The following is a 24,009-nucleotide window of genomic DNA, read 5'->3' as shown; positions in this document are numbered from 1 at the left end:
GCCAGAAAACTTTCTAGCCCCCGGTGGGTCAAGATTTTTCTTACCGCTTAAAGCTTACAGCTTATAGCTCCCGGCGCAGCCGGGCCGGGCTCACCCCCCGGCGATGGTCATCTCGTCGATCAGCCAGCTGCCGGTGTGGATGCTGCCGCGGGTATCGATGTCGTCGCCGATGCCCACCAGCCCCTGGAACATCGTCTCCAGGTTGCCGGCGATGGTGAATTCCTCCACCGGGTGCTGAATCCGGCCGTTCTCGACCCAGAAGCCGGCGGCGCCGCGCGAGTAGTCGCCGGTCACGCTGTTCACGCCCTGCCCCATCAGCTCGGTCACCAGCACTCCCTTGTCCATGCGAGACAACAGGGCCTGTTGGGACTCGAGCGGCGCCTCGATGCGCAGGTTGCGCGCGCCGCCGGCATTGCCGGTGGTCGACATGCCCAGGCGACGGGCGCTGTAGGCCGACAGCATGTAGCTGGCCAGGCGCCCCTGGTCGATGAAGACATTGTCCCGGGTCTGGACGCCATCTCCATCGAAGGGGCTGCTGGCCATCGCGCCGACTTCCATGGGCCGCTCACTTAACGAGAACCACTCGGGAAACAGCATGGTGTTCAGGCGGTCGCACAGGAAGGAGGCCTGGCGGAACTGGGCACCGCCGGCAATGGCCCCCATCAGATGGCCCACCAGCCCGGAGGCCAGGGACGGATCGAACATCACCGGCATGCGCCCGGTGGCAAGCCCCTGGGCACCGAGCCGGCGCAGCGTGCGATCCGCAGCGCTCCGGCCCACTTCCGCGGCATCGCGCAGGGCGCGCGGATCACGAGCCGTGGTGAAATCATAGTCGCGCTGCATGCCGGCAGCATCCTCGGCGATCAGCAGGCACGACAGCGAATGCCGGCTGCCACGCTGGCTGCCCAGAAAGCCATGGCTGTTGCCGTAGACATGCACCCCTTCGCCGCTGGACAGGCTCGCGCCTTCCGAGCTGCGGATGCCCTCGACGCCACGACCGGCGCTTTCACAGGTCAGGGCCAGTTCGATGGCCTCCTCGGTCGTGAGTGGCCAGGGGTGATGCACCTGCAGGTCCGGAAAGGAGGTCGCCATCAGCTCGGCATCCGCCAGACCGGCGGCAGGATCCTCGCCGGTATAGCGGGCAATGGCCAGGGCCTTTTCCACCACATCGCGCACGGATGCCTCGCTGGCATCCGACGAGGAGGCGCTGCCCTTGCGCTGACCAACATAGACGGTCACCGCGATGCCCTGATCGCGGGACAGCTCGACGGTCTCCACGTCGCCCTCCCGCACGCTGACGCCGATCCCCTGATCGACACTGGCACCGACCTCGCAGGCATCGGCTCCCAGCCGGCGTGCCAGGGCCAGGGCCGCTTCGGCCCGGGTTTCCAGCAGGGCCTGCTGGGCGGCGGCATCGAAAGCCTGTGTCATCGATCTGTCTCCTCACTCGGCCGGCCAGCAGGCCGGCACTCTTCATAGCGTGTTTTGCCATCCCGCCGTGGCGGGCTGGTATACTGATTCTCTTGCGCCACGCAGCGTGTTGCCTTCACGACCCGACGCCATACAGGACACGGCATGACCCAGGATGATTCTCCGGCCGACGAGCGGCCCAGCAAGTCTCAGCAGAAGCGCGAGATGCATGCCCTGCAGGCCCTCGGCGAGCAGTTGATCGCCATGCAGGCGGCCGAGCGCGCGCGCTTTCCCCTTTCCGACGAACTGCTGGCCGCCATCGAGGAAACCGGCCGCATCCGCAGCCGTGAAGCCCGCCGCCGCCACATGCAGTACATCGGCAAGCTGATGCGTCGGGAAGACCTCGACGGCATCCAGGCGGTCTTCGACAGCCTCGAACGCGAACAGCTGCAGCGCGATCACGCCTTTCATCGCCTGGAGAAATGGCGCGACCGCCTGATCGATGAAGGGGATGACGCCGTCGCCGCCTTCATCGAGGACTACCCGGACACCGACCGCCAGGCCCTGCGCCAGCTGATCCGCAACGCCCGCCGCGAACGCGACCAGGGCAAGCCCCCCACCAGCGCCCGCCGGCTGTTCAAGCTGATCCGCGAGACAGCAGGGCTCTAGCGGCTACGCCGCTGCAAGAGGGAAGAGCGCGGCTAAGCCGCTTGAAGTGCGGCGCTACGCGCCTTGAAGAAGGAAGAAATTCGCGGCCGGCGCCAACCCCATACCAGACCTGTGCCGCGGACCAGACCTCTATTTTTCTCTTCCCTCTTCCCTCTTCCCTCTTCTGCTAGGACTCCGTCCCGCCGACGGTCAGTTCGTCGAGCTTGAGGGTCGGCTGTCCCACCCCGACCGGGACGCCCTGCCCCTCCTTGCCGCAGACGCCGACGCCGCTGTCGAGTTCCATGTCATGGCCGATCATCGAGACACGGCCCATGGCTTCGGGGCCGTTGCCGATCAGGGTAGCGCCCTTGACCGGGGCCGTGATGCGGCCGTTCTCGATCAGGTAGGCCTCATTGGCCGAGAACACGAACTTGCCCGAGGTGATATCCACCTGCCCGCCCCCGAAGCTGACGGCATAGATACCGCGATCGACACTGCGGATGATGTCTTCCGGGTCATCCTCGCCGGCCTGCATGTAGGTATTGGTCATGCGCGGCATGGGCAGGTGGGCGAAGGACTCGCGGCGGGCATTGCCGGTCGGCGCCATGCCCATCAGGCGGGCATTGAGCTTGTCCTGCATATAGCCGGTCAGGATGCCGTCCTCGATCAGGGGCGTGTACTGTCCCGGGGTACCCTCGTCATCGACACTCATCGAGCCGCGCCGATCGGCCAGGGTCGCATCATCGACCACGGTGACACCGGGCGCCGCCACGCGCTCGCCCATGCGGCCGGCAAAGGCCGAGCTGCCCTTGCGGTTGAAGTCGCCCTCCAGACCATGGCCCACGGCTTCGTGCAACAGAATGCCGGGCCAGCCGGCCCCGAGCACGACGGGCAGCTGGCCGGCCGGCGCATCCACCGCCTCGAGATTGACCAGCGCCTGACGCACGGCTTCCCTGGCGAAGCGCTCGGCGACATTGTCATCGCGCAGACGCGACATCGTATAGCGGCCGCCGCCTCCGGCACTGCCGCGCTCACGACGACCGTTGCGCACCACGATGACACTGACGTTGAAGCGCACCAGGGGGCGAATGTCCACCGCCTGGGTGCCATCACTGGCACGCACGAGCACCACTTCATGCACGCCGGACAGCGAGGCGCTCACCTGCTCGACCGCCGGATCGGCAGCACGCGCCACGCGATCGGCGAGCTTGAGCATGGCGATCTTGTCGTCGGCGGACAGCCCCGTCAGCGGGTCGATACCCGCATAGAACGGCGCGGCGCTCACCTGAATGCCCGCCCCGGTGTGCTGGCGCTGGCCACTGCGCACGATACGTGAGGCCGTCTGCCCCGTTTCGGCCAGCGCATCGGCGGTGATCTGATTGGAGTAGGCGAAGCCGGTCTTCTCGCCGGCCATGGCGCGCACGCCGACACCGCCATCGATGTTGTAGCTGGCCTCCTTGACCTCGCCGTCCTCGAGCGACCAGCCCTCATGCCAGCTGCGCTGGAAATACAGGTCGGCATAATCGATGCCGGGCCCCATGGCATGCCCCACCCCGGCATCGAGCGAGCCGAGATCGAGACCACCGGGCGCAAGCAATACCTCACGCGCCTGATCGAGCATGGAAGACGTCTGTGCTGTCATTCGGTACTTTCCAGAGAAAGACGCGGCGACGTCCAGGGACCTCGCACGCGGTAATGAATTTGTGTCACACGGTCGATGGCATCGCCGAACAGCTTGTCGGCAACAAACAGCGCTCCCCCCACGATCGGGGCACCGACGACCACCGCCGCCAGAGGCAGATTATTGCTGACAGGCAGGGTGACGCCCAGTCTAAGAGCGAGTTCACGACGCATCAGATCGACACTGCCGTCCAGGGTAAAGTTCGTGGCAGCGCCGTCGATGCTTACCGGCCCCCGTGTTTCCAGGACCCCACCATACAGGGTTGCGTCACCGCTGACACTGTCGAAGGCCGTACCGCTTGCGGTCACGTCCGAGAAATCGAGACGCAGCCGCCGCAGCAGGTTATCGACATTGAGCAGCCCGACCACTTTGGCCGACGGTGACTCCAGATTGGCGAAGACGCCATCGCGAAGCTCGACACTCAGGTCGCCGCGCGAACGGGCCAGGGCGAACTGCCAGGGCGCGCCGGGCCAGGCCAGCTGACTGTCGACGCGCGTTTCGCTGCTGGTCACCGCCACGGGCTGGCCGAGGACTTCGAGGGCAGATCCCAGATCCCCGCCGCTCAGGGTCAGTCGCGAGCGAGTCAGACTGGCCTCCGGCCCCGAGGCTTCCCAGGTCAGGTTACCCCGGGCCTCGATCTCGCCCAGTGTCAGTTCGACCGGATCGAGGGTCAATTGGTTCGGGGTGCTACGCCAGCTGGCCTGCAAGGGCCCGAAGGTCCGCGACTGCCAGTGCAGGGATGCCACCTTCAACTGCCCCGCCGGCCACTGCCCGACGCCTTCCAGCATGGGGGCCGGTGGTGCCGGTACAGCGATCTCCTGGAGCAACTGGCCACTCCCCTGCCCGGAGGCCACCGCCGCCTGATTATCCGGCACCACCTCATCGAGACGCAGGCGCTGCAGGTCGATCTTCAGCGGCTGATGCTGCCGGGGGCGATAAGCGAGCCGTCCGGCCATCAGGCTGCCATCCAGGGCGAAGCGCCAGCCCTGGCCATCGGGCCCTCCGTCAAGGCTCATATCACCCAGACAGCGCTCTTCGATGCGCAGGCAATCGGTTTGCACCCTGACTTGTGACACCGTGCTGGCACCGCTCGTAGCCGAATCGGAGCCGGCACTCACCAGCGGCGACAGGGCCTTGCCCCAGGTCGCCGGGGCGAAGTGTGGCAGCTCGGCCGTCACCGACCAGCCCGGTTCGGATGGCCAGCCGGCGGGGGGATTGCGGCCGACCCAAAGTTGGCCGCGTGGTGTCTCGCCGCCCTGCCAGCGCAACCCGAGACGCTCTCCCAGGTTTCCGCTCAGTTGCATGGGCTCGCCAAGCCGCATGTTCAGACGCAACGGCCGCGCTTCACCGGGCGCCTTGCCGAGGGGCGCCGGCAGGTCGATCCCCAACCCCTGCAGGTCACTGCTCAGAGACAGGCTCGGTATCGCTTCCCCGAGCGCGATCTGCCCCTGCCAGGCGGCATCCCCCTGCATCAAGGACGCCGCTGCGGAGGGCGCCCCCAGGGCGAGGAGGGCCTCGGCCGAGGCCCTGCCCGACAGGCCGATACCCGAGGAACCGGTATCCATCGTGGCCTTGAAGGGGCCGCCCAGCAGCCGCCCGTTCAACTCGCCGCTCAGGGTCCCGTCCTCTCCTTGCTGGTGCCAGGCAAGCGGGCCCTGCAGTGACTCGAAGGTCAGCCCAGTCGGCACATGGCTCAGGCGGGGCACCGAGACCCGACCTTCGAAGGCCGCCGACAGGGATTGCGGGCGCGACAGCGGCAGACTGACATCCAACTGCCCCGTGATCTCGCCTTCCCCTTCCCAGTCGGCAACGACTTCCTTGCCTGCTGCCGGCAGGGCAGCCAGATAGCGCGACAGCGCGGCCACCGAGGCATCCAGGGGAGCTGAGACCTTCAGCACCTCGTCTTCACCCAGGCTGACGCTGGCATCGCGGGTCTCGATCCCCAGGCTCTCTGCACGTGCCAGGTGGGCACTCAGGCTTCCGCCCTCCACGCTCAGTTGCCCCTGGACGTTGTCCAGAGCCGGCCAGGCCGGGTCGAAGGGCAGGTGCCCCTGCTCGACCGTCAGCTCCAGCTGCAGCGGGGACGCGTCGGGCGCATCATCGGGCTGGCCATCGAAGGGTACATGCAGGCTCAGGGCACCCTGCGGCACGCGGCCGGCCACTCCGCCGGCAAGCCATTCGGCCAGCTCGGCGTCGACCTCATTGCGCAATAGCGGCATCGGCAGCCAGTCGGTCAGTGGCCGGTTCAGAGCGTCGACATTCTCGAAGGCCAGCTGCAGCCCGAAGCCGCCCCGCTCCTGCTCGTCCATCGCCAGGCCGAAGCCGCCCTCGACACGGGCGCCATTCCACACGGCCTGCAGGTTCCGGCCGCTGACCGAGCGGCGAGGACCGACAAAGGACCAGACCACCTCGCCGCTGGCACTGGTGAGCTGCATGGGCGCGGCGAAGATGCCGGGAAAGGACAGCCGGGCATTGCCGCTATCGACAAAGCGCACGCGTCCCTTGCTGCCATCGGCCTCGAGCCAGAGATCCACCGGGCCGCCGCCGGGGGCGTCCTCCCAGGGTGAAACGGCTACATCCGTAGCACTCACCCGCGCCCGCCACTGGCCATCCCGGTGACCGAACGCCAGTCCCGCCACCTGGCCACTGGGCGACAGCGCCTCGACGCTGCGCGTCAAGCTCTCGGGCAGGGGAAAGCGATCATGCCAGGCCGTCAAGGCGTCCAGCTCGAAGTGGCTCCCCCTGACCCACCAGTCCTGACCCTCGCCGCTGGCATGCCAGTAACGCGGCAGCGGAGGGCCGCTCTGCGGCGGCGCCCCCACGCTGCGGGCATGACTGGCGAACCAGGCTTCCCAGCCCTGCCCGCTGTCGTCACGCAACCACTTGCCCTGAAGCGATACATCTTCCAGCGCGATCCCGGTACTGTCACCATCCGGCGCCGGGGCACCGTCACGACTCAAGCGCAGGCGCGGCGCGTCGAGATCGACACGCACGTCGGCCAGGCGCCCCGCCTGCCAGCGCCCCCAGAGCCGTGCCTGGCCCTCGGCATCATCGAGGCGCAGGATGTCATCGATGCCCATCACCTCGGCCACCCCGATGAGGCTGTCGAGCTCCATGTCGGCCTGCAGCGAAGCATCGAACCCGCCGCCTGCGCCTTGCCAGTTGACATCCATCACTGCCTTGAAGGCCGTGCCGGGACGATCACGCAGACGCACTTCAACTTCCAGGTGCGTCTGCCCACTGTCGCCGGTCACCAGCAGCCGGGGCGCCTCCAGCACCATCCGGCGCTGGCGGCCATGCAGGACGACACGTAGGTCATCCGCCCAGGCGCGCTGGCGTAACAGCACGCCGACCCAGAAATCCAGGCGCGATAGATCGAAGGAACCACTGGGCATCAGTTCCGGCGGTACATCGGCGGGTGCCGGCCATTGCCAGCCCAGGTCTTCATTCTGATACAGATGCAGGGTGATACCGGCCAGGTGCGACTGGGCGAGGACCGGCATGCCCTGCCCGAGGCTGGCCGCCGTGTCCAGCCGCAGCCGGGCTTTCTCGACCTCCAGCAGGGGCACATTGCCGAGTCCCTGACGCGAGCGGAAATCCAGATCGCTGACGGCCAGCCAGGGGTCGAGCCCGGCCACCCCGCCCTGCGCCCGGGCCAGCGACACCTCGCTGGAAAACCGCGACGCGAGCTGCGACTCGATCTCCGGTGCCCAGTGATCAACCTGCCCCAGCAGCAGACGCAGCACCAGCAGCAGCACGGCCACCAGCGACAACGCCAGGGCCAGCAGCGTCAAGGACCAACGGAGGACAAGGCGACTCGGCGACATGGTTCACATCAGTACGATGTCGTACTGCTCCTGGGAATAATGCGACTCCACCTGAAAGCGGATGGTCTTGCCGATGAACTCCTCGAGATCCGCCACCGCGGCCGACTCTTCGTCGAGCAGGCGGTCAACCACCGACTGTGCCGCCAGCACGGTATAGGTCTCGGCGCTGTAGGCGCGCTCCTCGCGCAGAATCTCGCGGAATATCTCGTAGCACACCGACTCCGGTGTCTTGAGGGTACCGCGCCCCTCACAGACCGGACACGGCTCGCACAGGGTCTGCTCCAGGCTCTCGCGGGTGCGCTTGCGGGTCAGCTGCACCAGGCCCAGCTCGGTCACGCCGGTGCACTTGGTCTTGGCGTGATCGCGCTCCAGCGCCTTTTCCAGCACGCGCAGCACCTGGCGCTGATGCTCGGTATCATCCATGTCGATGAAGTCGATGATGATGATGCCACCGAGATTGCGCAGGCGTAGCTGCCGGGCGATGGTCGTCGCCGCCTCGAGATTGGTCTTGAAGATGGTTTCTTCGAGGTTGCGATGGCCCACGAAACCGCCGGTGTTGACGTCGATGGTGGTCATCGCCTCGGTCGGGTCGATGACCAGGTAGCCCCCCGACTTGAGCTGGACCTTGCGCGCCAGCGCCTTCTGGATCTCGTCCTCGACGCTGAACAGGTCGAAGATGGGGCGTTCCCCGGCATAGTGCTCGATGCGATTCAGTGCGTCCGGCATGAACTCTTCGGCGAACTCGAGCAGCTTGACATGATTCTCGCGGGAGTCGATGCGCACCTTCTCGATGTCATCGCGCATCACATCACGCAGGGTCCGCATGAACAGCGGCAGGTCATCATAGATGACACTGGGCGCCGGCGCGCTGACGCGCCGCTCGCTGACCTTGCGCCACAGCCGCAGCAGGAAGTGCATGTCGCCGGCGAGTTCCTCGTCGGTCACGCCTTCCGCGGCAGTGCGCACGATGAAGCCGCCCTGGACCTCCAGGATCTGCTCGCCGAGCGCCGCCTCCACCTGGGAACGCAGTCGCTCGCGTTCGCCTTCGTCCTCGATGCGCTGCGAGACGCCGTTGTGGGGTGAGTCCGGCATGTAGACCAGGTAGCGCGACGGCACCGAGAGGTGTGTGGTCAGGCGTGCTCCCTTGGAGCCGATGGGATCCTTGGTGACCTGCACCACCAGCGACTGCCCCTCCTGGAGCAGCTGGGAAATCGAGACCTGCTCGTCGGCCGGCGTGCCCGCCGGCATGACCTCATGTGCATGGATGAAGGCGGCCCGATCAAGCCCGATATCGATGAAGGCTGCCTGCATGCCGGGCAGTACCCGGACCACACGCCCCTGGTAGATGTTGCCGACAATACCCCGTCGTCGCGCCCGCTCGATGAAGGCTTCCTGGAGCACGCCGTTTTCCACCACGGCCACGCGGGTTTCCATCGGCGTCAGATTGATGAGTACTTCACCGCTCATGCGAAGTCCTTATCTTGAGAAGAGTCCTGAAGACGCATCCGTGCCACGGCCACCCTCGAAGCGCGTCCCGTTCCGCGGCTCTTGCCCGCGGGACACAGCATCTGGCAAACCGGCCGGCCAGCGGCCCCGAAGTTGTTCAAGTCATTATGACACAGGAAGATTCCACAGCGGCACGCCCTGGCGACGCAGGATTTCCGCGGTTTCGCACAGAGGCAGTCCCACCACCGCCGAGTAGCTCCCTTCGAGGTGCGTAACGAAGACGCTACCGAGCCCCTGAATGGCATAGCCCCCGGCCTTGTCGTGCGGCTCGCCGGTACGCCAGTAGTCCGCCATCTCCGCCGCCGGAATATCCCGCAGCGTCACTCGACTCACCACACAGCGGGTGAGCAGACCGGCGGGGCCCTGCACCGCCACGCCGGTCATCACCTCATGGCTGCGCCCAGCCAGGTCCTGCAGCATGGATCGGGCGTGCCCGGCATCGCGTGGCTTGCCGAGAACCCGGCCCTCCACGACCACCACGGTATCGGCGCCCAGGGTCACCGGCCCGCCTGCCGCATGGCCGGCAAGGGCCTTGTCGCGGGCCAGGCGCAGGACATGGTCGCGCGGCGCTTCTCCCGGTAGCGGCGTTTCATCCAGGTCGACCGGGCTGACCTCGACACTCACGCCAATACTGGCGAGCAATTCCCGGCGGCGCGGCGATGCCGACGCCAGTCGCAGATAAGGCCGGGGGTCCAGGGTCATGTCACGCTCCCGTCATGAATGGGTGAAGCGGCGACGCATCGCCCGGAACAGAGTCGTCAGCCAAGGCCACAGCACGGCTCCGATCAAGGAGGGCAGCAGGAAGGACAGGTGGATGGAGAAGGGCCCCAACAGGGTTCGCAGCCATTGCTCCACAAGCTGCACCGAGCCCAGCAACACCAGGATCAGCACGGCCTGCTGCAACAGCGAATAGGCCCGGAAACGCGGATAGACCAGTGCACACAGAAAGGCCAGCAAGGAAAGCAGCAACGCATTCTGGCCCAGCGGCACGCCCTCGATGAGGTCCAGCAGAATGCCCAGCACGAAGCCATGCACGACCCCGACCCGTTGCGGCGTCTTCATGCACCAGTAGATGAGCATCAGCCCCAGCCAGTCCGGCCGCCAGATCTGCCATCCGTCGGCCAGGGGCATCACCTGCAGGCACAACGCCAGCAGCATCGATAGCCATACCCAGATCATGGGCGTCGGAGTCGCGCGGGCCATCAGGGTGCTTCCTCCGGCTCGACATCACCGGCCACCTGACGTGCCATCTCGACGGCGACCGGGTCCAGCGTTGCCTCCCAGCCACCGCGCCCATCGGCGTTGCGCGGCTCGGGCGGGAACAGCAGCAGGAAGTGGCGTGAGCGCTGCAGCTTGGCCAGAGGGTTGGCCTTGACCCTGGCAAAGGGCTCCCCCGGGTCATGCACCACCTGTTCGACACGGGCCACCGGGAATCCCGGCGGGAAGCGGCCAGCCAGACCGGAGGTGACCAGCAGATCATTCTCGCGGATATCGGCCGTGTCCGGCACATGCCTCACATTGAGGCGCTGGTCGCGCCCGGCGCCCTGCGCCACGAAACGCAGGCCATTGCGATTCACCTGGACCGGCAGCGCATGGCTGGCATCAGTGACCAGCAGCACGCGACTCGAGTAGGCCGATACCGCTGTCACCTGACCGACCAGGCCCGAGGCATCCATGACCGGCTGGCCGACGAAGACGCCATTGCGCCGGCCACGATCGAGCACCATACGATGCGTGAAGGGATCGGGGTCCAGGGAGAGCAGCTCACCGGTAATGAAGGGAATATCGTGTTGCTGGCTGGCCGACAGGAGTTCGCGCAGGCGCACATTCTCCGCCGTCAGGCTGGCCATGCGCTGTACCCGGTGCGACAGGCTGAGCACCTGCTCGCGCAGGCGGCGATTTTCCGCCACCAGCTCGCGTTGATCGGAGAGCACCAGCGCGCCCCAGTTGAGAACATCGCTGGGCAGACTGACCGCCCACTGTACCGGCGCTACCAGGGTGGAGAGTTGTGCACGCACCGAATCCATGCGCGAGAAGCGCAGGTCGGCGAACATCAGGGCGATGGCGAGGATCGCACACACCAGCATGCGACCCCAGGGCACCGCTCCGTGCGAGAACAGCGGCTTGATAGGGAACCTCCCCGGTCAGTCGCTGGAGAGCAGCTCGAACGTACGCTGGTCGATCATCTCCAGGGCCTTGCCGCCGCCACGCGCCACGCAGGTCAGCGGGTCTTCCGCCACGACCACCGGCAGGCCGGTTTCCTCGGCAATCAGCTTGTCCAGGTCGCGCAGCAGCGCACCGCCACCGGTAAGCACCAGGCCGCGCTCGGCAATGTCGGAGGCGAGTTCGGGGGGCGACTGTTCCAGGGCCGACTTCACGGCCGCCACGATGGCCCCCAGGGTTTCCTGCAGGGCATCGAGGATCTCGTGGGAATTGAGCGTGAAGCTGCGCGGAATGCCCTCGGCCAGATTGCGTCCGCGAACGTCGATCTCGCGCAGCTCGCCGCCGGGATAGGCACACCCGATCTCTTCCTTGATGCGCTCGGCCGTGGACTCGCCGATCAGGCTGCCGTAATGGCGGCGCACATAGGCGGTGATGGCTTCGTCGAAGCGATCGCCCCCCATGCGGATGGATTCCGAGTAGACCACGCCATTGAGCGAAATGATGGCGATCTCGCTGGTGCCGCCGCCGACATCAACCACCATGGAGCCCTGCGCTTCCTCGACGGGCAGCCCGGCGCCAATGGCCGCGGCCATGGGTTCCTCGATCAGGAAGACCTCGCGGGCGCCCGCTCCCTCGGCGGACTCCTTGATGGCACGGCGTTCCACCTGGGTCGACATGCAGGGCACGCAGACCAGCACCCGCGGACTGGGTGTCAGGAAGGTGCTCTGGTGAACCTTGCGGATGAAATACTGAAGCATCTGCTCGGTGACGGTGAAATCCGCGATGACGCCGTCCTTGAGCGGCCGGATGGCCGTGATATTGCCCGGGGTGCGCCCCAGCATCCGTTTGGCGTCGGCGCCAACCGCGGCGACACTGCGCATGCTGCCGGACTGGCGAATTGCCACGACCGAGGGCTCGTCAAGGACGATGCCGCGACCGCGAACATAAATCAGTGTGTTGGCCGTACCCAGGTCGATCGACAGATCGCTGGAAAACAGCCCCCTCAAACGTTTGAACATGAACTCGTTACCTAGTGCAGTCCGGAAGCCCTGTGCGGGAGCAAACGGTATCACTGCACCCCGCAAGCGGCAAGCGCTTCGCGCGTCAACGCCTCGCCGGGCCCCTGCCAGCATCAGCCTGGATGTGGTAACTTGACGCTCTTTCTCCGACACATTGTTCCACCCTCGCGAGGACACCCGATCATGGCGATCGAACACGCAGACGTTCTCAGGGCCGCTCATCTGGCCCGTCTCGGCCTGGACGAAGGTGATGCCACGCACTACCTGGACGACCTGGGGCGCATCCTGGAAATGGTCGACCAGCTGCAGTCACTGGACACCGAGGGCGTCACCCCCATGGCGCACCCCCTGGATGCCACTCAGCGCCTGCGCGCCGACGAGGTGACCGAAAGCGACCAGCGCGATCACTTCCAGCAATGCGCGCCGGCCGTGGAAAACGGCCTCTACCTGGTGCCCAGGGTCGTCGAATGATCCCCGGCCGCCGTCAACGCCATGTCATCACGGAGCCCAGGCCCCATGCACGATAAGACATTGACCGAACTCGCCGCCGGGTTGCGTGCCGGCGAGTTTTCCAGCCGCGAGCTGACCCAGGATCTGCTCGGGCGCATCGACCGCCTCGATGGTCGACTCAACAGCTTCATCAGCGTCACCGCGGAGCAGGCCCTGAGCGCCGCGGACCGGGCCGACACCGCGCGCGCCGGCGGCGAAGCCGGCCCGCTCAACGGCCTGCCACTGGCCCTCAAGGACATCTTCTGCACGCGTGGTGTCAAGACCAGTTGCGGCTCGCGCATGCTCGACAACTTCGTCGCCCCCTATGACGCCAGCATCGTCGAGAAGCTCACCGAGGCCGGCACGGTCAGCCTCGGCAAGACCAACATGGACGAGTTCGCCATGGGCTCGTCCAACGAGAACAGCTACTACGGCCCGGTGAAGAACCCCTGGGACCCGAGCGCCGTGCCCGGCGGTTCCTCGGGCGGCAGCGCCGCGGCCGTGGCGGCCGGCCTGGTACCGGCCGCCATGGGCACCGACACCGGTGGCTCGATTCGCCAGCCGGCGGCCTTCTGCGGCATCACCGGCCTCAAACCGACCTACGGCCGCGTCTCGCGCTACGGCATGATCGCCTATGCCTCGAGCCTCGACCAGGCCGGCCCGATGGCCCGCTCGGCGTCCGACTGCGCCCTGCTGCTGGGTGCCATGGCCGGCCACGACGGTCGCGACTCGACCAGCGTGGCCCGCGGCGTGCCCGACTACCAAAGCGAGCTTGACGCGCCCTTGAGCGGGCTGAAGATCGGCCTGCCGGTGGAATACTTCGGCGACGGCCTCGACCCGGCCGTGGAAACCGCCGTGCGCGAGGCCATCCGGGTCTATGAATCCCTGGGCGCCACGGTGCGCGAGGTCAGCCTGCCGCATACGCATTACGCCATTCCGGCCTATTACGTCATCGCGCCGGCCGAAGCCTCGTCCAACCTGTCACGCTTCGACGGCGTGCGCTTCGGCCACCGCTGCGAGGCGCCAACGGACCTGGTCGACCTCTACAAGCGCAGCCGTGCCGAGGGCTTCGGCGACGAAGTCAAGCGCCGCATCCTGATCGGCACCCACACCCTGTCCGAAGGCTTCTTCGATGCCTACTACAAGAAGGCACAGCAGGTACGCCGCCTGATCCGCCAGGACTTCCTGGATGCCTTCGACGAAGTCGACGTGCTGATGGGGCCGGCCTCCCCCACCCCGGCCTTCGATCTGGGCGCCAACAAGGACCCGGTGTCGATGTACCTGCAGGATATCTACACCATCGCCGTGAACCTGGCCGGCATTCCCGGCATCAGCGTACCGGCCGGCTTCGCCGGGAACCGCCCCGTGGGGCTGCAGGTTCTCGGCACGCACTTCGCCGAGGCCCAGCTGCTCAACGTCGCCCATCAATTCCAGCAAGCCACCGACTGGCACCTGCGCCGTCCCGCCTTCGCCGAGGAGTCCGCCTGATGCAATGGGAAACCGTGATCGGTCTGGAGGTCCACGTCCAGCTCGCCACCCGTTCCAAGATCTTTTCCGGCGCCTCCACCGCCTTCGGCGCCGAGCCCAACAGCCAGGCCTGCGCGGTGGACCTGGGCCTGCCCGGCGTGCTGCCGGTGCTCAACGAGTCCGCGGTGGCCATGGCGGTCCAGTTCGGCCTCGGCGTCAACGCCGAGATCCCCGAAGTCTCGGTCTTCGACCGCAAGAACTACTTCTATGCCGACCTGCCCAAGGGCTACCAGACCAGCCAGATGTACCACCCCATCGTCGGGCCCGGGGAAGTCGAGATCAGTCTGGAGGACGGCACGACCAAACGGGTTCGCGTGCACCACGCGCACCTCGAAGAGGACGCCGGCAAGTCGCTGCACGAAGACCTCCACGGCATGACCGGCATCGACCTCAACCGCGCCGGCACGCCGCTTTTGGAGATCGTCTCGGAACCCGACATGCGCTCGGCGAAGGAAGCCGCGGCCTACCTCAAGGCCATCCATTCCATCGTCACCTACCTGGGCATCTCGGATGGCAACATGGCCGAGGGCTCGATGCGCTGTGACGTCAACGTCTCGGTCAGGCCCAAGGGCCAGGACGCCTTCGGCACCCGGGCCGAGATCAAGAATGTCAACTCCTTCCGCTTCGTCGAGCGCGCCATCGAGTTCGAGGTCGAGCGCCAGATCGAGCTCATCGAGGACGGCGGCAAGGTGGTACAGGAAACCCGTCTCTTCGACCCCGAGGCCGATGAAACCCGCAGCATGCGCACCAAGGAGGAAGCCAACGACTATCGCTACTTCCCCTGCCCGGACCTGCTGCCGGTGGTGCTCGATCAGGCCTATGTCGACCACCTGCGCGCGAACCTGCCGGAGCTGCCGGCGGACAAGCGCTCACGCTTCGAGCATGAGCTGGGGCTGTCCGCCTATGATGCCGGGGTGCTGTCCGCCAGCCGCGCCATGGCCGAGTACTTCGAGCGCGTCAAGGAAGTCTGCGGCGACGCCAAGCAGGCCGCCAACTGGGTGCAGGGCGAGCTATCCGGGGCGCTCAACCGCGAAAGCCTGGCTATCGCTGACAGCCCGGTGTCCGCCGAACAGCTCGGCCTGCTGATCAACCGGGTGCTCGACGACACCATCAACGGCAAGGCCGCCAAGGAAGTCTTCCAGGCCATGTGGCAGGGGGAAGGCGGCAACGCCGACAACAGCGCCGATACCATCATCGAGGCCAAGGGGCTCAAGCAGGTCACCGACACCGGCGCCATCGAGGCCATGATCGACCAGGTCATCGCCGACAGCCCGGCACAGGTGGCGCAGTACCGCGATGCCGAGCCGGAAAAACGCGGCAAGATGATCGGCTATTTCGTCGGCCAGGTCATGAAGGCCTCGCGCGGCACGGCCAATCCACAGCAGGTCAACGGCCTGCTCAAGGAGAAACTCGACGCCCTCTGCTGAGGGCTGCCCGAGTTACCAGGGCGAGCATGGAGGAAGGTCTCATGGCAGGCGAGCTGCCCTCGGCAATGATTGAAATGCTGCAGACCATGGGCACGACGCTGGCCATGTACCTGCTTATCCTGGTGCTGGCCAAGCTGTGCGGCGTGCGCAGCTTTGCCCAGCTGTCGTCCTTCGATATCGCCGCCACCATCGCCATCGGCTCGATCATGGCCTCGACGGTGGTGACGGGCCCCGGCGCCCTCCCATCCGGCCTGGTGGGATTGATCACCCTCTACGCCCTTCAACTCCTGGTCTCCGGGTGGCGCCGCCGCCGGGATGCCGTGCGGCGCACCATCGATTCGCCGCCCATCCTGCTGATGCAGGCGGGCGGCGAGATCCTGTGGGACAACATGGACTGCGCCCGGGTCACCGAGGACGACCTGCGCACCGCCATGCGCGCGGCCAACGTCATCGACCCGCAGAGCGTGCAGGCGATCATCATGGAAGGCACCGGCGGGCTGCGCGTGCTCCACGGCCACGGCACCCCGATCCCGCGCGATGCCTGGATATTACAGGGTGTGCGCCACTGACACCCGCCACTCATCCCACTCAAGCGACTCATTGCCAACGACATGACCGAGACGACCACCGAGGAAGACACCATGGCCGACGATGTCGGTGCGCGCCTGCGGGCCCTGCGCAACCTGCGCAACATATCCCAGCGGGAACTCGCCAAGCGCTGTGGCGTGACCCACTCCAGCCTGTCGTTGATCGAGCAAGGCAAGGTCAGCCCATCGGTGAGCTCACTGAAGAAGATCCTCGACGCCATTCCCATGAGCGTCGGCGATTTCTTCACCATGAACCTGGAAAGCCGTGACCAGGTGTTCTACTCGGCGGAAGAACTTGCCGACGTGGGCAGTGGCGATGTGATTTACAAGCTGGTGGGCGCCAATCGCACAAACCGGGCGCTCGGCTTCATGGTCGAGACCTACCCGCCCGGCGCCGATACCGGCCGTGAAATGATCGCCCACCAGGGCGAGGAGGCCGGCATCGTGCTGGAAGGCGAAATCGAGATTACCATTGGCGGCAGCACGCGTGTGCTGGGCACCGGCGAAGCCTACTACTTCAACACCAATGTCCCCCACCGCTTCCGCAACATCGGCGAAGTTGCCTGCCGCCTGGTCAGTTGCGCCACTCCGGCGCGCAGCTTCTGACGCCGACGCCGGCCCAGGGCGCAACACACAAAGCAACCGGCCCTCAGAGGGAGGAGGTGGGGGTCAACGTCATCCAAACCGTCTTCAGGTCGGAATACTCTTCCAGCGAATGGTGGGACTTGTCGCGGCCATTGCCGGACTGCTTGACACCCCCGAAGGGCACCGTCTGATCCATGTCGGCCCAGTTGTTGACGAAGACCTGGCCGGATTGCAGGCGCCGGGAAACCCGCATGATGCGATCGATATCCTGACTCCAGACGCCTGCGGCGAGGCCATAGTCGCTGTCGTTGGCCAGCCGCAGCGCCTCTTCCTCGGTATCGAAGCCGAACACCGCCAGCACAGGCCCGAAAATTTCCTCGCGACCCACGGCCATGCCACCGGTGACGCCATCGAAGACCGTCGGCCGGATGAAGAGCCCTTGACCGTTGAGCCCGTCGCCGGCCTCGACCTGGCCACCGGCACGCAGCGCGGCGCCCTCTTCCACGCCCCGGTGAATATAGTCGAGCACACGCTGATACTGTGCCCGGTCGACCATGGCGCCCATGAAGCTGGCCGGATCCAGCGGATCACCGGGCTGCATGCGTTCGGCCGCCGCCAGCACCTTGTCGACGAAGGCCTCGCGAATGCTGTTCTCGACCAGCAGTCGCGAACCGGCGATGCACACCTCGCCCTGGTTGTGAAAGATGGCGGCGGCGGCATGCTCGGCTACCCGCTCCAGATCCTTGCAGTCGGCAAACACCAGATTGGGGCTCTTGCCGCCACACTCCAGGTAGACCTTCTTGAGGTTGGATTGCCCGGCATACTGCATGAGTTGCTTGCCCACGCCGGTGGAGCCGGTGAAGGACAGGCAGTCGACTTCCATCGACAAGGCCAGCGCCTTGCCCACCGTATGGCCGAAGCCTGGCAGCACCTGGAAGACGCCATGCGGCAACCCGGCTTCACGGGTCAGCTGGGCCAGGCGCAACGCCGACAGCGGCGACTTTTCCGAGGGCTTGAGGATGACGCTATTGCCGGCGGCCAACGCCGGGCCGATCTTCCAGGCGGTCATCATCATCGGGAAGTTCCAGGGTACGATGGAGGCCACCACTCCCAGCGGCTCGCGCAGCACCAGGCCGAGACTGTCCTCGCCGGTCGGGGCCACTTCGCCATACAGCTTGTCGATGGACTCGGCATGATGACGAATGCACCCGATGGCACCGGCCATGTCACCCAGGGCACTGGAAACCGGCTTGCCCATGTCCAGACTGTCGAGCAGGGCCAGCTCGTGGCGATGCGTCTCGAGCAGGTCGGCCAGGCGCAGCAGCACGGCCTTGCGTTCGCCCGGTGCCAGGCGTGACCAGGCGCCGCCGTCGAAGGCGCGACGCGCCACCGTCACCGCCGCCTCGGCATCCGCCACGTCACAACTGGCGACCTCGGCCAGCGGCTCGCCGGTCGCCGGATTGATGGTCGTGAGCGTCTCCCCGCTGACGGCAGCGACGAAGTCATTGTCCAGATAGGCCCGCGTCTCGAAGCCCCTTTCGGTTTGCAGCCGCTCGGCCAGCGCCTGCCAGTCGGCATGGGTCTCGGGCACCGATGCGGCGAGCGGCGAAGATTGAACGTTCATGCGGATGGCTCCTCTTGTGTTTGCGCGGTGCGCGTCAGCCGGCGGGCGGTCTCGTCCAGAGCGTGGCGCGCCAGCTCCACCAGTTCATCGATTTCTTCCCGACGGATGACCAGCGGTGGCGCAATGATCATGGTATCGCCCACCGAACGCATCACCAGGCCGCTGGTGAAGCACAGGTCACGGCACAGATTACCGGCCGCCAGCGATTTGTCGAAGCGCTGCCCGGTTGCCTTGTCGGCCACCAGTTCCAGGGCGCCCATCAGCCCCAGGGAACGGGCCTCGCCGACGATGGGGTGATCGGCCAGGCTGGCCCAGCGTTCGGCCAGATAAGGGCCGAGGTCGTCACGCACCCGGTCGACGATCCCCTCGGCTTCGAGCAGTTCCAGGTTCCTGAGTGCCACGGCGGCACAGGCCGGGTGTCCCGAGTAGGTAAAACCATGGAAGAACTCACCCCCCTCTTCAATCAATGTCTCGGCGACGCGCTCTCCCACCAGCACACCGCCGATCGGCAGGTAACCGGAAGACAGCCCCTTGGCGATGGGCATCAGGTCGGGTTCCAGGCCATAGTGCTGGCTGCCGAACCACTCACCGAGCCGCCCGAAGCCACAGATCACTTCATCGGCGACCAGCAGGATATCGTATTTCGCCAGTACCGCCTTGACCGCCGGCCAGTAGCTCTCGGGTGGCATGATGGCCCCACCGGCGCCCTGCACGGGCTCGGCGATGAAAGCCGCCACATTCTCGGCGCCCAGTTCACGAATCTTGTCGTCCAGCGCCGCGGCACAGGCCTGCCCGAACGCCTCCGGCGACATGCCATGCGCCTCGTCGAGGCGCCCCTCGCCAAACCAGTAAGGCTGGCGGATATGGGCGATGCCCGGCACGCAGGGGCCACCCTGACCATGCATTGGCGCCATGCCGCCCAGGCTCATGCCGGCCAGGGTGGAGCCGTGATAGCCATTCTCTCGCCCGATGACCCAGTGTTTTTCGGGTCGCCCCTTCAGGGCCCAGTAGCGACGCACCATGCGCAGCACGGTATCGTTCGCCTCGGAACCCGAGCCCGTGAAAAAGACATGCTGGATATGTGGCGGTGCGAGAGCGCACAGCTTCTCGGCCAGGCGTACGGCCGGCGGGTGCGTGGTCTTGAAGAAGGTATTGTAGTAAGGGAGCTGTTCGAGCTGCGCGGTTGCCGCCTCGACCAGCTCACGGCGGCCATAGCCGAGGTTCATGCACCACAGGCCGGCCATGCCGTCGAGGATGCGATAGCCCTCGCTGTCGTGGATGTAGACTCCCTCACCATGAGTGATGACGCGACTGCCCTGGTCAGCCAGCGCCTTGAAATCGGTGAAGGGGTGCAGGTGATGGGCACCATCCCGAGCCTGATATTCGTGGGTCAGCATGCTGATACCCTCCATTCGCCATACGGTGATGTCAGATTGACGCCTCGGTCAGCTGACCTTGATGCGCTTCACAGGCCCTGGCGTAGCCGCGGAAGATGGCGTCGTAGAGGGCATGCGTCCCGGGCTGCCACTCGGGGTGCCACTGAACCGCCAGTGCGAAGCTCCTGGCCCCGGTCACCGATGCGGCTTCGACCAGGCCATCGGGTGCCACGGCTTCGATCCTGAGACCCTCGGCCAGGCGATCGATCCCCTGCTGATGCAGCGAATTGACGCGCGCCTGCTCACCGTCGAAGAGCCGTGCCAGGACGCCCCCCGGCCGAATAGCCAGATCGTGCGCCGGCGCATAGCGGCTTGCCTTGTCGCCTTCCGGTTCGCGGTGATCGAGCTTGCCCGGCTGGTTCTGCACGGCCTGGTAAAGGCTGCCACCGAGCGCCACATTGATCTCCTGGAAGCCTCGACAGATGCCCAGCAAGGGCAGGTCGCGCTCCAGCGCCACCGACACCAGCGCCATGGCAAGGCTGTCGCGATCATGATCCGCCCGGGTGTTTTCGGGTATCCGCTCGGCCGCGTAACGCTGAGGCGCCACATTGGTGTGGCTGCCGGTCAGCACCAGGCCATCGAGACGGCCGGTCAGGGCCGCCACCTCTGCCGGCGAGATATCCTCCCAGACCGGCAGCATGACCGGTGCCAGCCCGTAGTCGCGCAGGGCGCTCAAATACTTGTCGGTGACCATGTGGGATGGATGCCCCTCCACCTCACGGCGACAGGCGATGACGCCCACCAGAGGACGCGTCGGCATGATAGCCTCCTTGATCGAATCGAGAGCACGCTTGTTATGCTTTAATCAACATACACGGCTTGAACGGTCTTGCCAAATCGTGATCACCCGGCCTACCAACCATCTACATAACTCACTGATACTAAACGATCAAAGCACATACTCTGGCTGCGACCCATGAGCGCTGGTATAAAATATTTGACAACAGCGATTGTTGATCCAAGAATGACACCATCATCAACAACCCGATTCCAGCAGGTGCCACATGTCACCCGATTCCGTCGATGAAGCCACAGCCTTTCTCGAGCAGCATCCCGAGATCGCCACGATCGATCTGTTGATCAGCGACTTGAACGGCGTGCTGCGCGGCAAACGCATTCCCCGGGAGAATCTCGAAAAGGTCTACCGTGACGGGGTCAACCTGCCTGCCTCCGTCTTTGCACTGGATATTCATGGCAATACCATCGAGGAAACCGGCCTGGGACTCGAGACCGGCGATGGCGACCGTGTCTGCCACCCGGTACCCGGCAGTCTGATGCCGAGCCCCTGGCTGCGCGACGGTCGGCAGGCGCAACTGCTGATGAGCATGTCGGAAGCCGACGGCCGGCCCTTCTTCGCCGATCCCCGTCAGGTCCTGGATGGTGTGCTCGAACGCTTCCGGCGGGCCGGGCTGACACCGGTCGTGGCCCTGGAGCTGGAGTTTTACCTGGTCGACCGACAGCGCAACGAACTGGGCGTGATCCAGCCGCCACTATCGCCATGCAGCCAGGAACGGGCCACGCAAAGCCAGCTCTACTCGATCAACGAACTGGATGAATACGCCGACTTCCTCGAAGCCATCCAAGCGGCCGCCGACACCCAGGGGCTGCCGCTGGACACCGCCCTGAAGGAATGCGCCCCGGGGCAGTTCGAGATCAACCTGCTGCACTGCGACAGCGCGCTGACGGCCTGTGACAGCGCCGTGCTGCTCAAGCGTCTGATCAAGGGCGTGGCCCTCAAGCACGGTTTCGAGGCCACCTTCATGGCCAAGCCTTACGGCAGCGAGGCCGGCAGCGGCACTCATGTGCATATCAGCCTGCTCGACGAGGCCGGCCGCAACATCTTTGCCGATGAGGACGGGGCGCCGCTCGGCACGCCGGAACTCGGCCGCGCCGTGGCCGGCCTGCTGGACACCATGCCCGCCTCGATGGGCCTGCTCGCCCCCAATCTGAACTCCTTCAAGCGTTTCCAGCCGGGCCTCTACGTGCCCATGGCGCCGACCTGGGGCTACGACAACCGCTCCGTCGCGGTGCGCATCCCCTCCGGCGACAACCGGGCAAGGCGCATCGAACATCGAGTGGCCGGCGCTGACGTCAATCCCTACCTGTTGGTGGCCACCCTGCTCGCCGCCATCGACCACGGCCTTCACCAGCACCTGACACCGCCGCCGGCAATCATCGGCAATGCCTACGACCAGGTTGCGCCGTCACTGACCAACAGCTGGCGCCAGGCACTGGACCTTCTGGAACACAGCGAACCACTGGCCGAGGCACTGGGACCAGACTTCCTGCGCGTCTTCATCGCCAATCGCCGTGCCGAGCGCGACCAGAGCCTGCAATCGGTCAGCAAGCTGGAATACGACTGGTACTTGCGGCACGTCTGACCGTTTTCTCCCCGGCAATTCCCTGACTCCCGGCCGCGCAGGCGGCCGGGCCGGGGCCCCTGTGTCATGAAACCGCTGCCCCGACCTTCTTTTCACTCACCCACCCCAGAGGACAGGCAAGATGACAATGACAAACTGCAACGCCTCGACCATGGCACAACGGCTTTCCCTGCATGCCGAAGGAGGCCTCCAATGAGCCAGTCACCCCATCCTTTCGCCCCCAGCCTGCCGCTGAAACGCGGCACGGGGCGCACCCTGCTGCTGATCGTCGGCATACTGGCCACCGTCACCAGCCTGACGCTGACCCATCAGGATGCCAGCGATTATGGCTGGGCCAGCCTCGTGCCCTCCCTGATCGTGTTGATCGTCGCCATCACCACCCATCGAACCCTAGAGGCCCTGGCGATCGGCGCGATCTGCGGCCTGATCATGCTTCAGCCCGATGACTTCGTGGGCGAGCTGGCCAGTATTTCCCTGTCGGTGATGTCGAATGAAACCATCGCCTGGCTGATTCTGGTCTGCGGCCTGATGGGCGGCTTCATTGCCATGCTGGAAATCTCCGGCTGTACGCTGAGCTTCAGTCATTGCCTGACACGCCTGGTCAAGACCCGCCGTCAGTCGCTGCTGAGTACGGCCGCACTGGGCGTGGTGATCTTCATCGACGACTACCTCAATGCCCTGGCGACCTCGGCGGCCATGAAACGCCTGACCGACCGCTTCGGCGTGTCACGCGAAAAGCTGGCCTACATCGTCGACTCCACGGCGGCGCCGATCTGCATTCTGGTGCCGCTGTCGACCTGGGCGGTCTACTTCGCCGAGTTGCTGGAAACCAACTCCGCCACCGAGGGCTCGGGGATGTGGCTATACATCCAGTCGATCCCCTTCATGCTCTATGGCTGGGTCGCCATGGGACTGGTGGTCCTGGTCGCCCTGGGGCTGCTGCCCGACATGGGGCCCATGAAGGCCGCCGAGGCACGGGCGAAGCAGGGGCAGCCGATCCCCGATGGCGCACCGGACAAGACGCTCTCCGATGATGACGCCCCGCGTGGACGTCCCTGGGTCGGCGTATTCAACTTCCTGGCGCCCATGGCGGTGCTGATCGGCGCCAGCGCCTATTTCGAGATCGACCTGCTCAAGGGCGTGATCGTGGCCACGCTGTTCACCCTGGGCCTGTATCTCATCCAGCGCCTGGCGACCTTCAACACCCTGATGGACGCCATCATGGACGGCTTCCGCACCATGATGCTGCCACTCGCCATCGTCGCCGTGGGCTTCGTGCTGCGCGAGATCAACGACCAGCTGGGCATGACGCAGTTCATGATCGACGCGCTTGCCCCCTACTTGACCAAGGCCTTGCTGCCGGCCCTGGTGTTCCTGTCCATGGCGGTCGTGGTCTTCGCCACCGGCTCCTCCTGGGGCGTATTCGTGATCTCGATCCCCATCGTGGTGCCCATGGCGCAACACCTGGATGCCTCGATGCCGCTGGTGGTGGGCGCCCTGCTGTCAGCCTCCAGCTTCGGCAGCCATGCCTGCTTCTTCTCGGACTCGTCGGTCCTCTCCGCCCAGGGCAGCGGCTGCCTGCCCATGCAACACGGCCTGACGCAGTTTCCCTATGCCCTGCTGGGCGCACTGGTGACCGCCGCCGGCTTTCTGGCCCTCGGCTTCGTCCTTGGCTGAGCCTCCCATGGCCACGCTCGCA

Annotated in this window: 19 protein-coding genes; 8 read left to right on the top strand and 11 right to left on the bottom strand. The window is 65.9% G+C overall.

Going from position 1 to position 24,009, the window contains the following annotated elements:
- Window positions 1–90: 90 nt before the first annotated feature.
- Entirely contained in the window at window positions 91–1,431 is a 1,341-nt protein-coding gene (gene pmbA, locus HHA01_RS05720; RefSeq protein WP_141318629.1) for a metalloprotease PmbA, read from the bottom strand.
- A 144-nt stretch (window positions 1,432–1,575) separates the two neighbouring features.
- On the opposite strand from pmbA, the gene yjgA reads away from it, so the two are divergent.
- Window positions 1,576–2,079, top strand: a complete 504-nt coding sequence (yjgA, locus tag HHA01_RS05715; RefSeq protein ID WP_141318627.1) for a ribosome biogenesis factor YjgA — start codon at window positions 1,576–1,578, stop codon at window positions 2,077–2,079.
- A gap of 166 nt (window positions 2,080–2,245) precedes the next feature.
- Here yjgA and tldD read toward each other — a convergent pair whose 3' ends face one another.
- The 7 genes from tldD to HHA01_RS05680 all read right to left on the bottom strand — a co-directional run bounded on the left by tldD (window position 2,246) and on the right by HHA01_RS05680 (window position 12,254).
- A complete protein-coding gene (tldD, locus tag HHA01_RS05710) occupies window positions 2,246–3,700 on the bottom strand; it encodes a metalloprotease TldD (RefSeq protein ID WP_141318625.1) in 1,455 nt (484 codons plus the stop codon).
- Window positions 3,697–7,533, bottom strand: coding sequence for a YhdP family phospholipid transporter (locus HHA01_RS05705; protein WP_246053823.1), 3,837 nt, complete (start codon window positions 7,531–7,533; stop codon window positions 3,697–3,699). The genes tldD and HHA01_RS05705 overlap by 4 nt, the downstream gene beginning before the upstream one ends.
- Window positions 7,534–7,569: 36 nt before the next feature.
- Window positions 7,570–9,033: a ribonuclease G gene (gene rng, locus HHA01_RS05700; protein ID WP_141318621.1), complete on the bottom strand. Its 1,464-nt coding sequence runs from the start codon at window positions 9,031–9,033 to the stop codon at window positions 7,570–7,572.
- 144 nt (window positions 9,034–9,177) lie between these two features.
- Window positions 9,178–9,774 carry a Maf family protein gene (locus HHA01_RS05695; protein ID WP_141318619.1) on the bottom strand — a complete coding sequence of 199 codons (597 nt, stop codon included), beginning with the start codon at window positions 9,772–9,774 and terminating at the stop codon, window positions 9,178–9,180.
- A gap of 12 nt (window positions 9,775–9,786) precedes the next feature.
- Window positions 9,787–10,275, bottom strand: a complete 489-nt coding sequence (mreD, locus tag HHA01_RS05690) for a rod shape-determining protein MreD (protein WP_141318617.1) — start codon at window positions 10,273–10,275, stop codon at window positions 9,787–9,789.
- Complete coding sequence (mreC, locus tag HHA01_RS05685; RefSeq protein ID WP_141318615.1) at window positions 10,275–11,159, bottom strand: rod shape-determining protein MreC; 885 nt, start codon at window positions 11,157–11,159, stop codon at window positions 10,275–10,277. Before mreC ends, mreD begins: the two co-directional genes overlap by 1 nt.
- 57 nt (window positions 11,160–11,216) lie before the next feature.
- The gene (locus HHA01_RS05680; RefSeq protein WP_141318613.1) at window positions 11,217–12,254 is read right to left on the bottom strand and encodes a rod shape-determining protein; all 1,038 of its coding nucleotides are present in this window, start codon (window positions 12,252–12,254) and stop codon (window positions 11,217–11,219) included.
- A 183-nt stretch (window positions 12,255–12,437) separates the two neighbouring features.
- On the opposite strand from HHA01_RS05680, the gene gatC reads away from it, so the two are divergent.
- From gatC to HHA01_RS05655, 5 genes are all read left to right on the top strand, one after another.
- Window positions 12,438–12,725 carry an Asp-tRNA(Asn)/Glu-tRNA(Gln) amidotransferase subunit GatC gene (gatC, locus tag HHA01_RS05675; RefSeq protein ID WP_141318611.1) on the top strand — a complete coding sequence of 96 codons (288 nt, stop codon included), beginning with the start codon at window positions 12,438–12,440 and terminating at the stop codon, window positions 12,723–12,725.
- Window positions 12,726–12,770: 45 nt separating this feature from the next.
- Window positions 12,771–14,231, top strand: a complete 1,461-nt coding sequence (gene gatA / locus HHA01_RS05670; RefSeq protein WP_141318609.1) for an Asp-tRNA(Asn)/Glu-tRNA(Gln) amidotransferase subunit GatA — start codon at window positions 12,771–12,773, stop codon at window positions 14,229–14,231.
- Window positions 14,231–15,697 (top strand): Asp-tRNA(Asn)/Glu-tRNA(Gln) amidotransferase subunit GatB, encoded by a 1,467-nt coding sequence (gene gatB / locus HHA01_RS05665; RefSeq protein ID WP_141318607.1) that lies wholly within the window; start codon window positions 14,231–14,233, stop codon window positions 15,695–15,697. The genes gatA and gatB overlap by 1 nt, the downstream gene beginning before the upstream one ends.
- A 41-nt stretch (window positions 15,698–15,738) precedes the next feature.
- Window positions 15,739–16,266 carry a DUF421 domain-containing protein gene (locus HHA01_RS05660; protein WP_170214839.1) on the top strand — a complete coding sequence of 176 codons (528 nt, stop codon included), beginning with the start codon at window positions 15,739–15,741 and terminating at the stop codon, window positions 16,264–16,266.
- A 72-nt stretch (window positions 16,267–16,338) separates the two neighbouring features.
- Entirely contained in the window at window positions 16,339–16,890 is a 552-nt protein-coding gene (locus tag HHA01_RS05655) for a cupin domain-containing protein (protein WP_141318637.1), read from the top strand.
- Between the two features lie 43 nt (window positions 16,891–16,933).
- On the opposite strand, the gene HHA01_RS05650 is transcribed toward HHA01_RS05655, so the two are convergent.
- From HHA01_RS05650 to HHA01_RS05640, 3 genes are read right to left on the bottom strand one after another with little or no spacing between them, the layout of a single operon-like run.
- Entirely contained in the window at window positions 16,934–18,493 is a 1,560-nt protein-coding gene (locus tag HHA01_RS05650; protein WP_141318603.1) for an aldehyde dehydrogenase, read from the bottom strand.
- Window positions 18,490–19,890, bottom strand: coding sequence for an aspartate aminotransferase family protein (locus tag HHA01_RS05645; RefSeq protein ID WP_141318601.1), 1,401 nt, complete (start codon window positions 19,888–19,890; stop codon window positions 18,490–18,492). The genes HHA01_RS05650 and HHA01_RS05645 overlap by 4 nt, the downstream gene beginning before the upstream one ends.
- Window positions 19,891–19,921: 31 nt before the next feature.
- On the bottom strand, window positions 19,922–20,689 hold the full coding sequence (locus HHA01_RS05640; RefSeq protein ID WP_141318599.1) for a gamma-glutamyl-gamma-aminobutyrate hydrolase family protein: 768 nt from the start codon (window positions 20,687–20,689) through the stop codon (window positions 19,922–19,924).
- A gap of 244 nt (window positions 20,690–20,933) precedes the next feature.
- Between HHA01_RS05640 and HHA01_RS05635 the strand changes: the two genes are divergently transcribed.
- Together HHA01_RS05635 and HHA01_RS05630 are read left to right on the top strand one after the other, a co-directional pair.
- Window positions 20,934–22,310, top strand: a complete 1,377-nt coding sequence (locus tag HHA01_RS05635) for a glutamine synthetase family protein (RefSeq protein ID WP_141318597.1) — start codon at window positions 20,934–20,936, stop codon at window positions 22,308–22,310.
- A 192-nt stretch (window positions 22,311–22,502) separates the two neighbouring features.
- On the top strand, window positions 22,503–23,987 hold the full coding sequence (locus HHA01_RS05630; protein WP_141318594.1) for a Na+/H+ antiporter NhaC family protein: 1,485 nt from the start codon (window positions 22,503–22,505) through the stop codon (window positions 23,985–23,987).
- The last annotated feature ends 22 nt before the right edge of the window (window positions 23,988–24,009 follow it).

Source organism: Halomonas halmophila (assembly GCF_006540005.1).
In the GTDB taxonomy this organism is placed as follows: Bacteria; Pseudomonadota; Gammaproteobacteria; order Pseudomonadales; family Halomonadaceae; genus Halomonas; species Halomonas halmophila.
Note: the sequence above shows the minus strand (reverse complement) of the source record. Positions and strands in the feature narration are given on the sequence as shown.

Coding starts and splice junctions, on each gene's coding strand:
- rng (WP_141318621.1), bottom strand. CDS start 9,033: ATGAGCGGTGAAGTACTCATCAATCTGACGCCGATGGAAACCCGCGTG.
- mreD (WP_141318617.1), bottom strand. CDS start 10,275: ATGGCCCGCGCGACTCCGACGCCCATGATCTGGGTATGGCTATCGATG.
- HHA01_RS05655 (WP_141318637.1), top strand. CDS start 16,339: ATGGCCGACGATGTCGGTGCGCGCCTGCGGGCCCTGCGCAACCTGCGC.
- HHA01_RS05695 (WP_141318619.1), bottom strand. CDS start 9,774: ATGACCCTGGACCCCCGGCCTTATCTGCGACTGGCGTCGGCATCGCCG.
- HHA01_RS05680 (WP_141318613.1), bottom strand. CDS start 12,254: ATGTTCAAACGTTTGAGGGGGCTGTTTTCCAGCGATCTGTCGATCGAC.
- gatC (WP_141318611.1), top strand. CDS start 12,438: ATGGCGATCGAACACGCAGACGTTCTCAGGGCCGCTCATCTGGCCCGT.
- HHA01_RS05630 (WP_141318594.1), top strand. CDS start 22,503: ATGAGCCAGTCACCCCATCCTTTCGCCCCCAGCCTGCCGCTGAAACGC.
- HHA01_RS05645 (WP_141318601.1), bottom strand. CDS start 19,890: ATGCTGACCCACGAATATCAGGCTCGGGATGGTGCCCATCACCTGCAC.
- yjgA (WP_141318627.1), top strand. CDS start 1,576: ATGACCCAGGATGATTCTCCGGCCGACGAGCGGCCCAGCAAGTCTCAG.
- tldD (WP_141318625.1), bottom strand. CDS start 3,700: ATGACAGCACAGACGTCTTCCATGCTCGATCAGGCGCGTGAGGTATTG.
- HHA01_RS05660 (WP_170214839.1), top strand. CDS start 15,739: ATGGCAGGCGAGCTGCCCTCGGCAATGATTGAAATGCTGCAGACCATG.
- HHA01_RS05640 (WP_141318599.1), bottom strand. CDS start 20,689: ATGCCGACGCGTCCTCTGGTGGGCGTCATCGCCTGTCGCCGTGAGGTG.
- mreC (WP_141318615.1), bottom strand. CDS start 11,159: ATGCTGGTGTGTGCGATCCTCGCCATCGCCCTGATGTTCGCCGACCTG.
- HHA01_RS05650 (WP_141318603.1), bottom strand. CDS start 18,493: ATGAACGTTCAATCTTCGCCGCTCGCCGCATCGGTGCCCGAGACCCAT.
- gatB (WP_141318607.1), top strand. CDS start 14,231: ATGCAATGGGAAACCGTGATCGGTCTGGAGGTCCACGTCCAGCTCGCC.
- gatA (WP_141318609.1), top strand. CDS start 12,771: ATGCACGATAAGACATTGACCGAACTCGCCGCCGGGTTGCGTGCCGGC.
- HHA01_RS05635 (WP_141318597.1), top strand. CDS start 20,934: ATGTCACCCGATTCCGTCGATGAAGCCACAGCCTTTCTCGAGCAGCAT.
- pmbA (WP_141318629.1), bottom strand. CDS start 1,431: ATGACACAGGCTTTCGATGCCGCCGCCCAGCAGGCCCTGCTGGAAACC.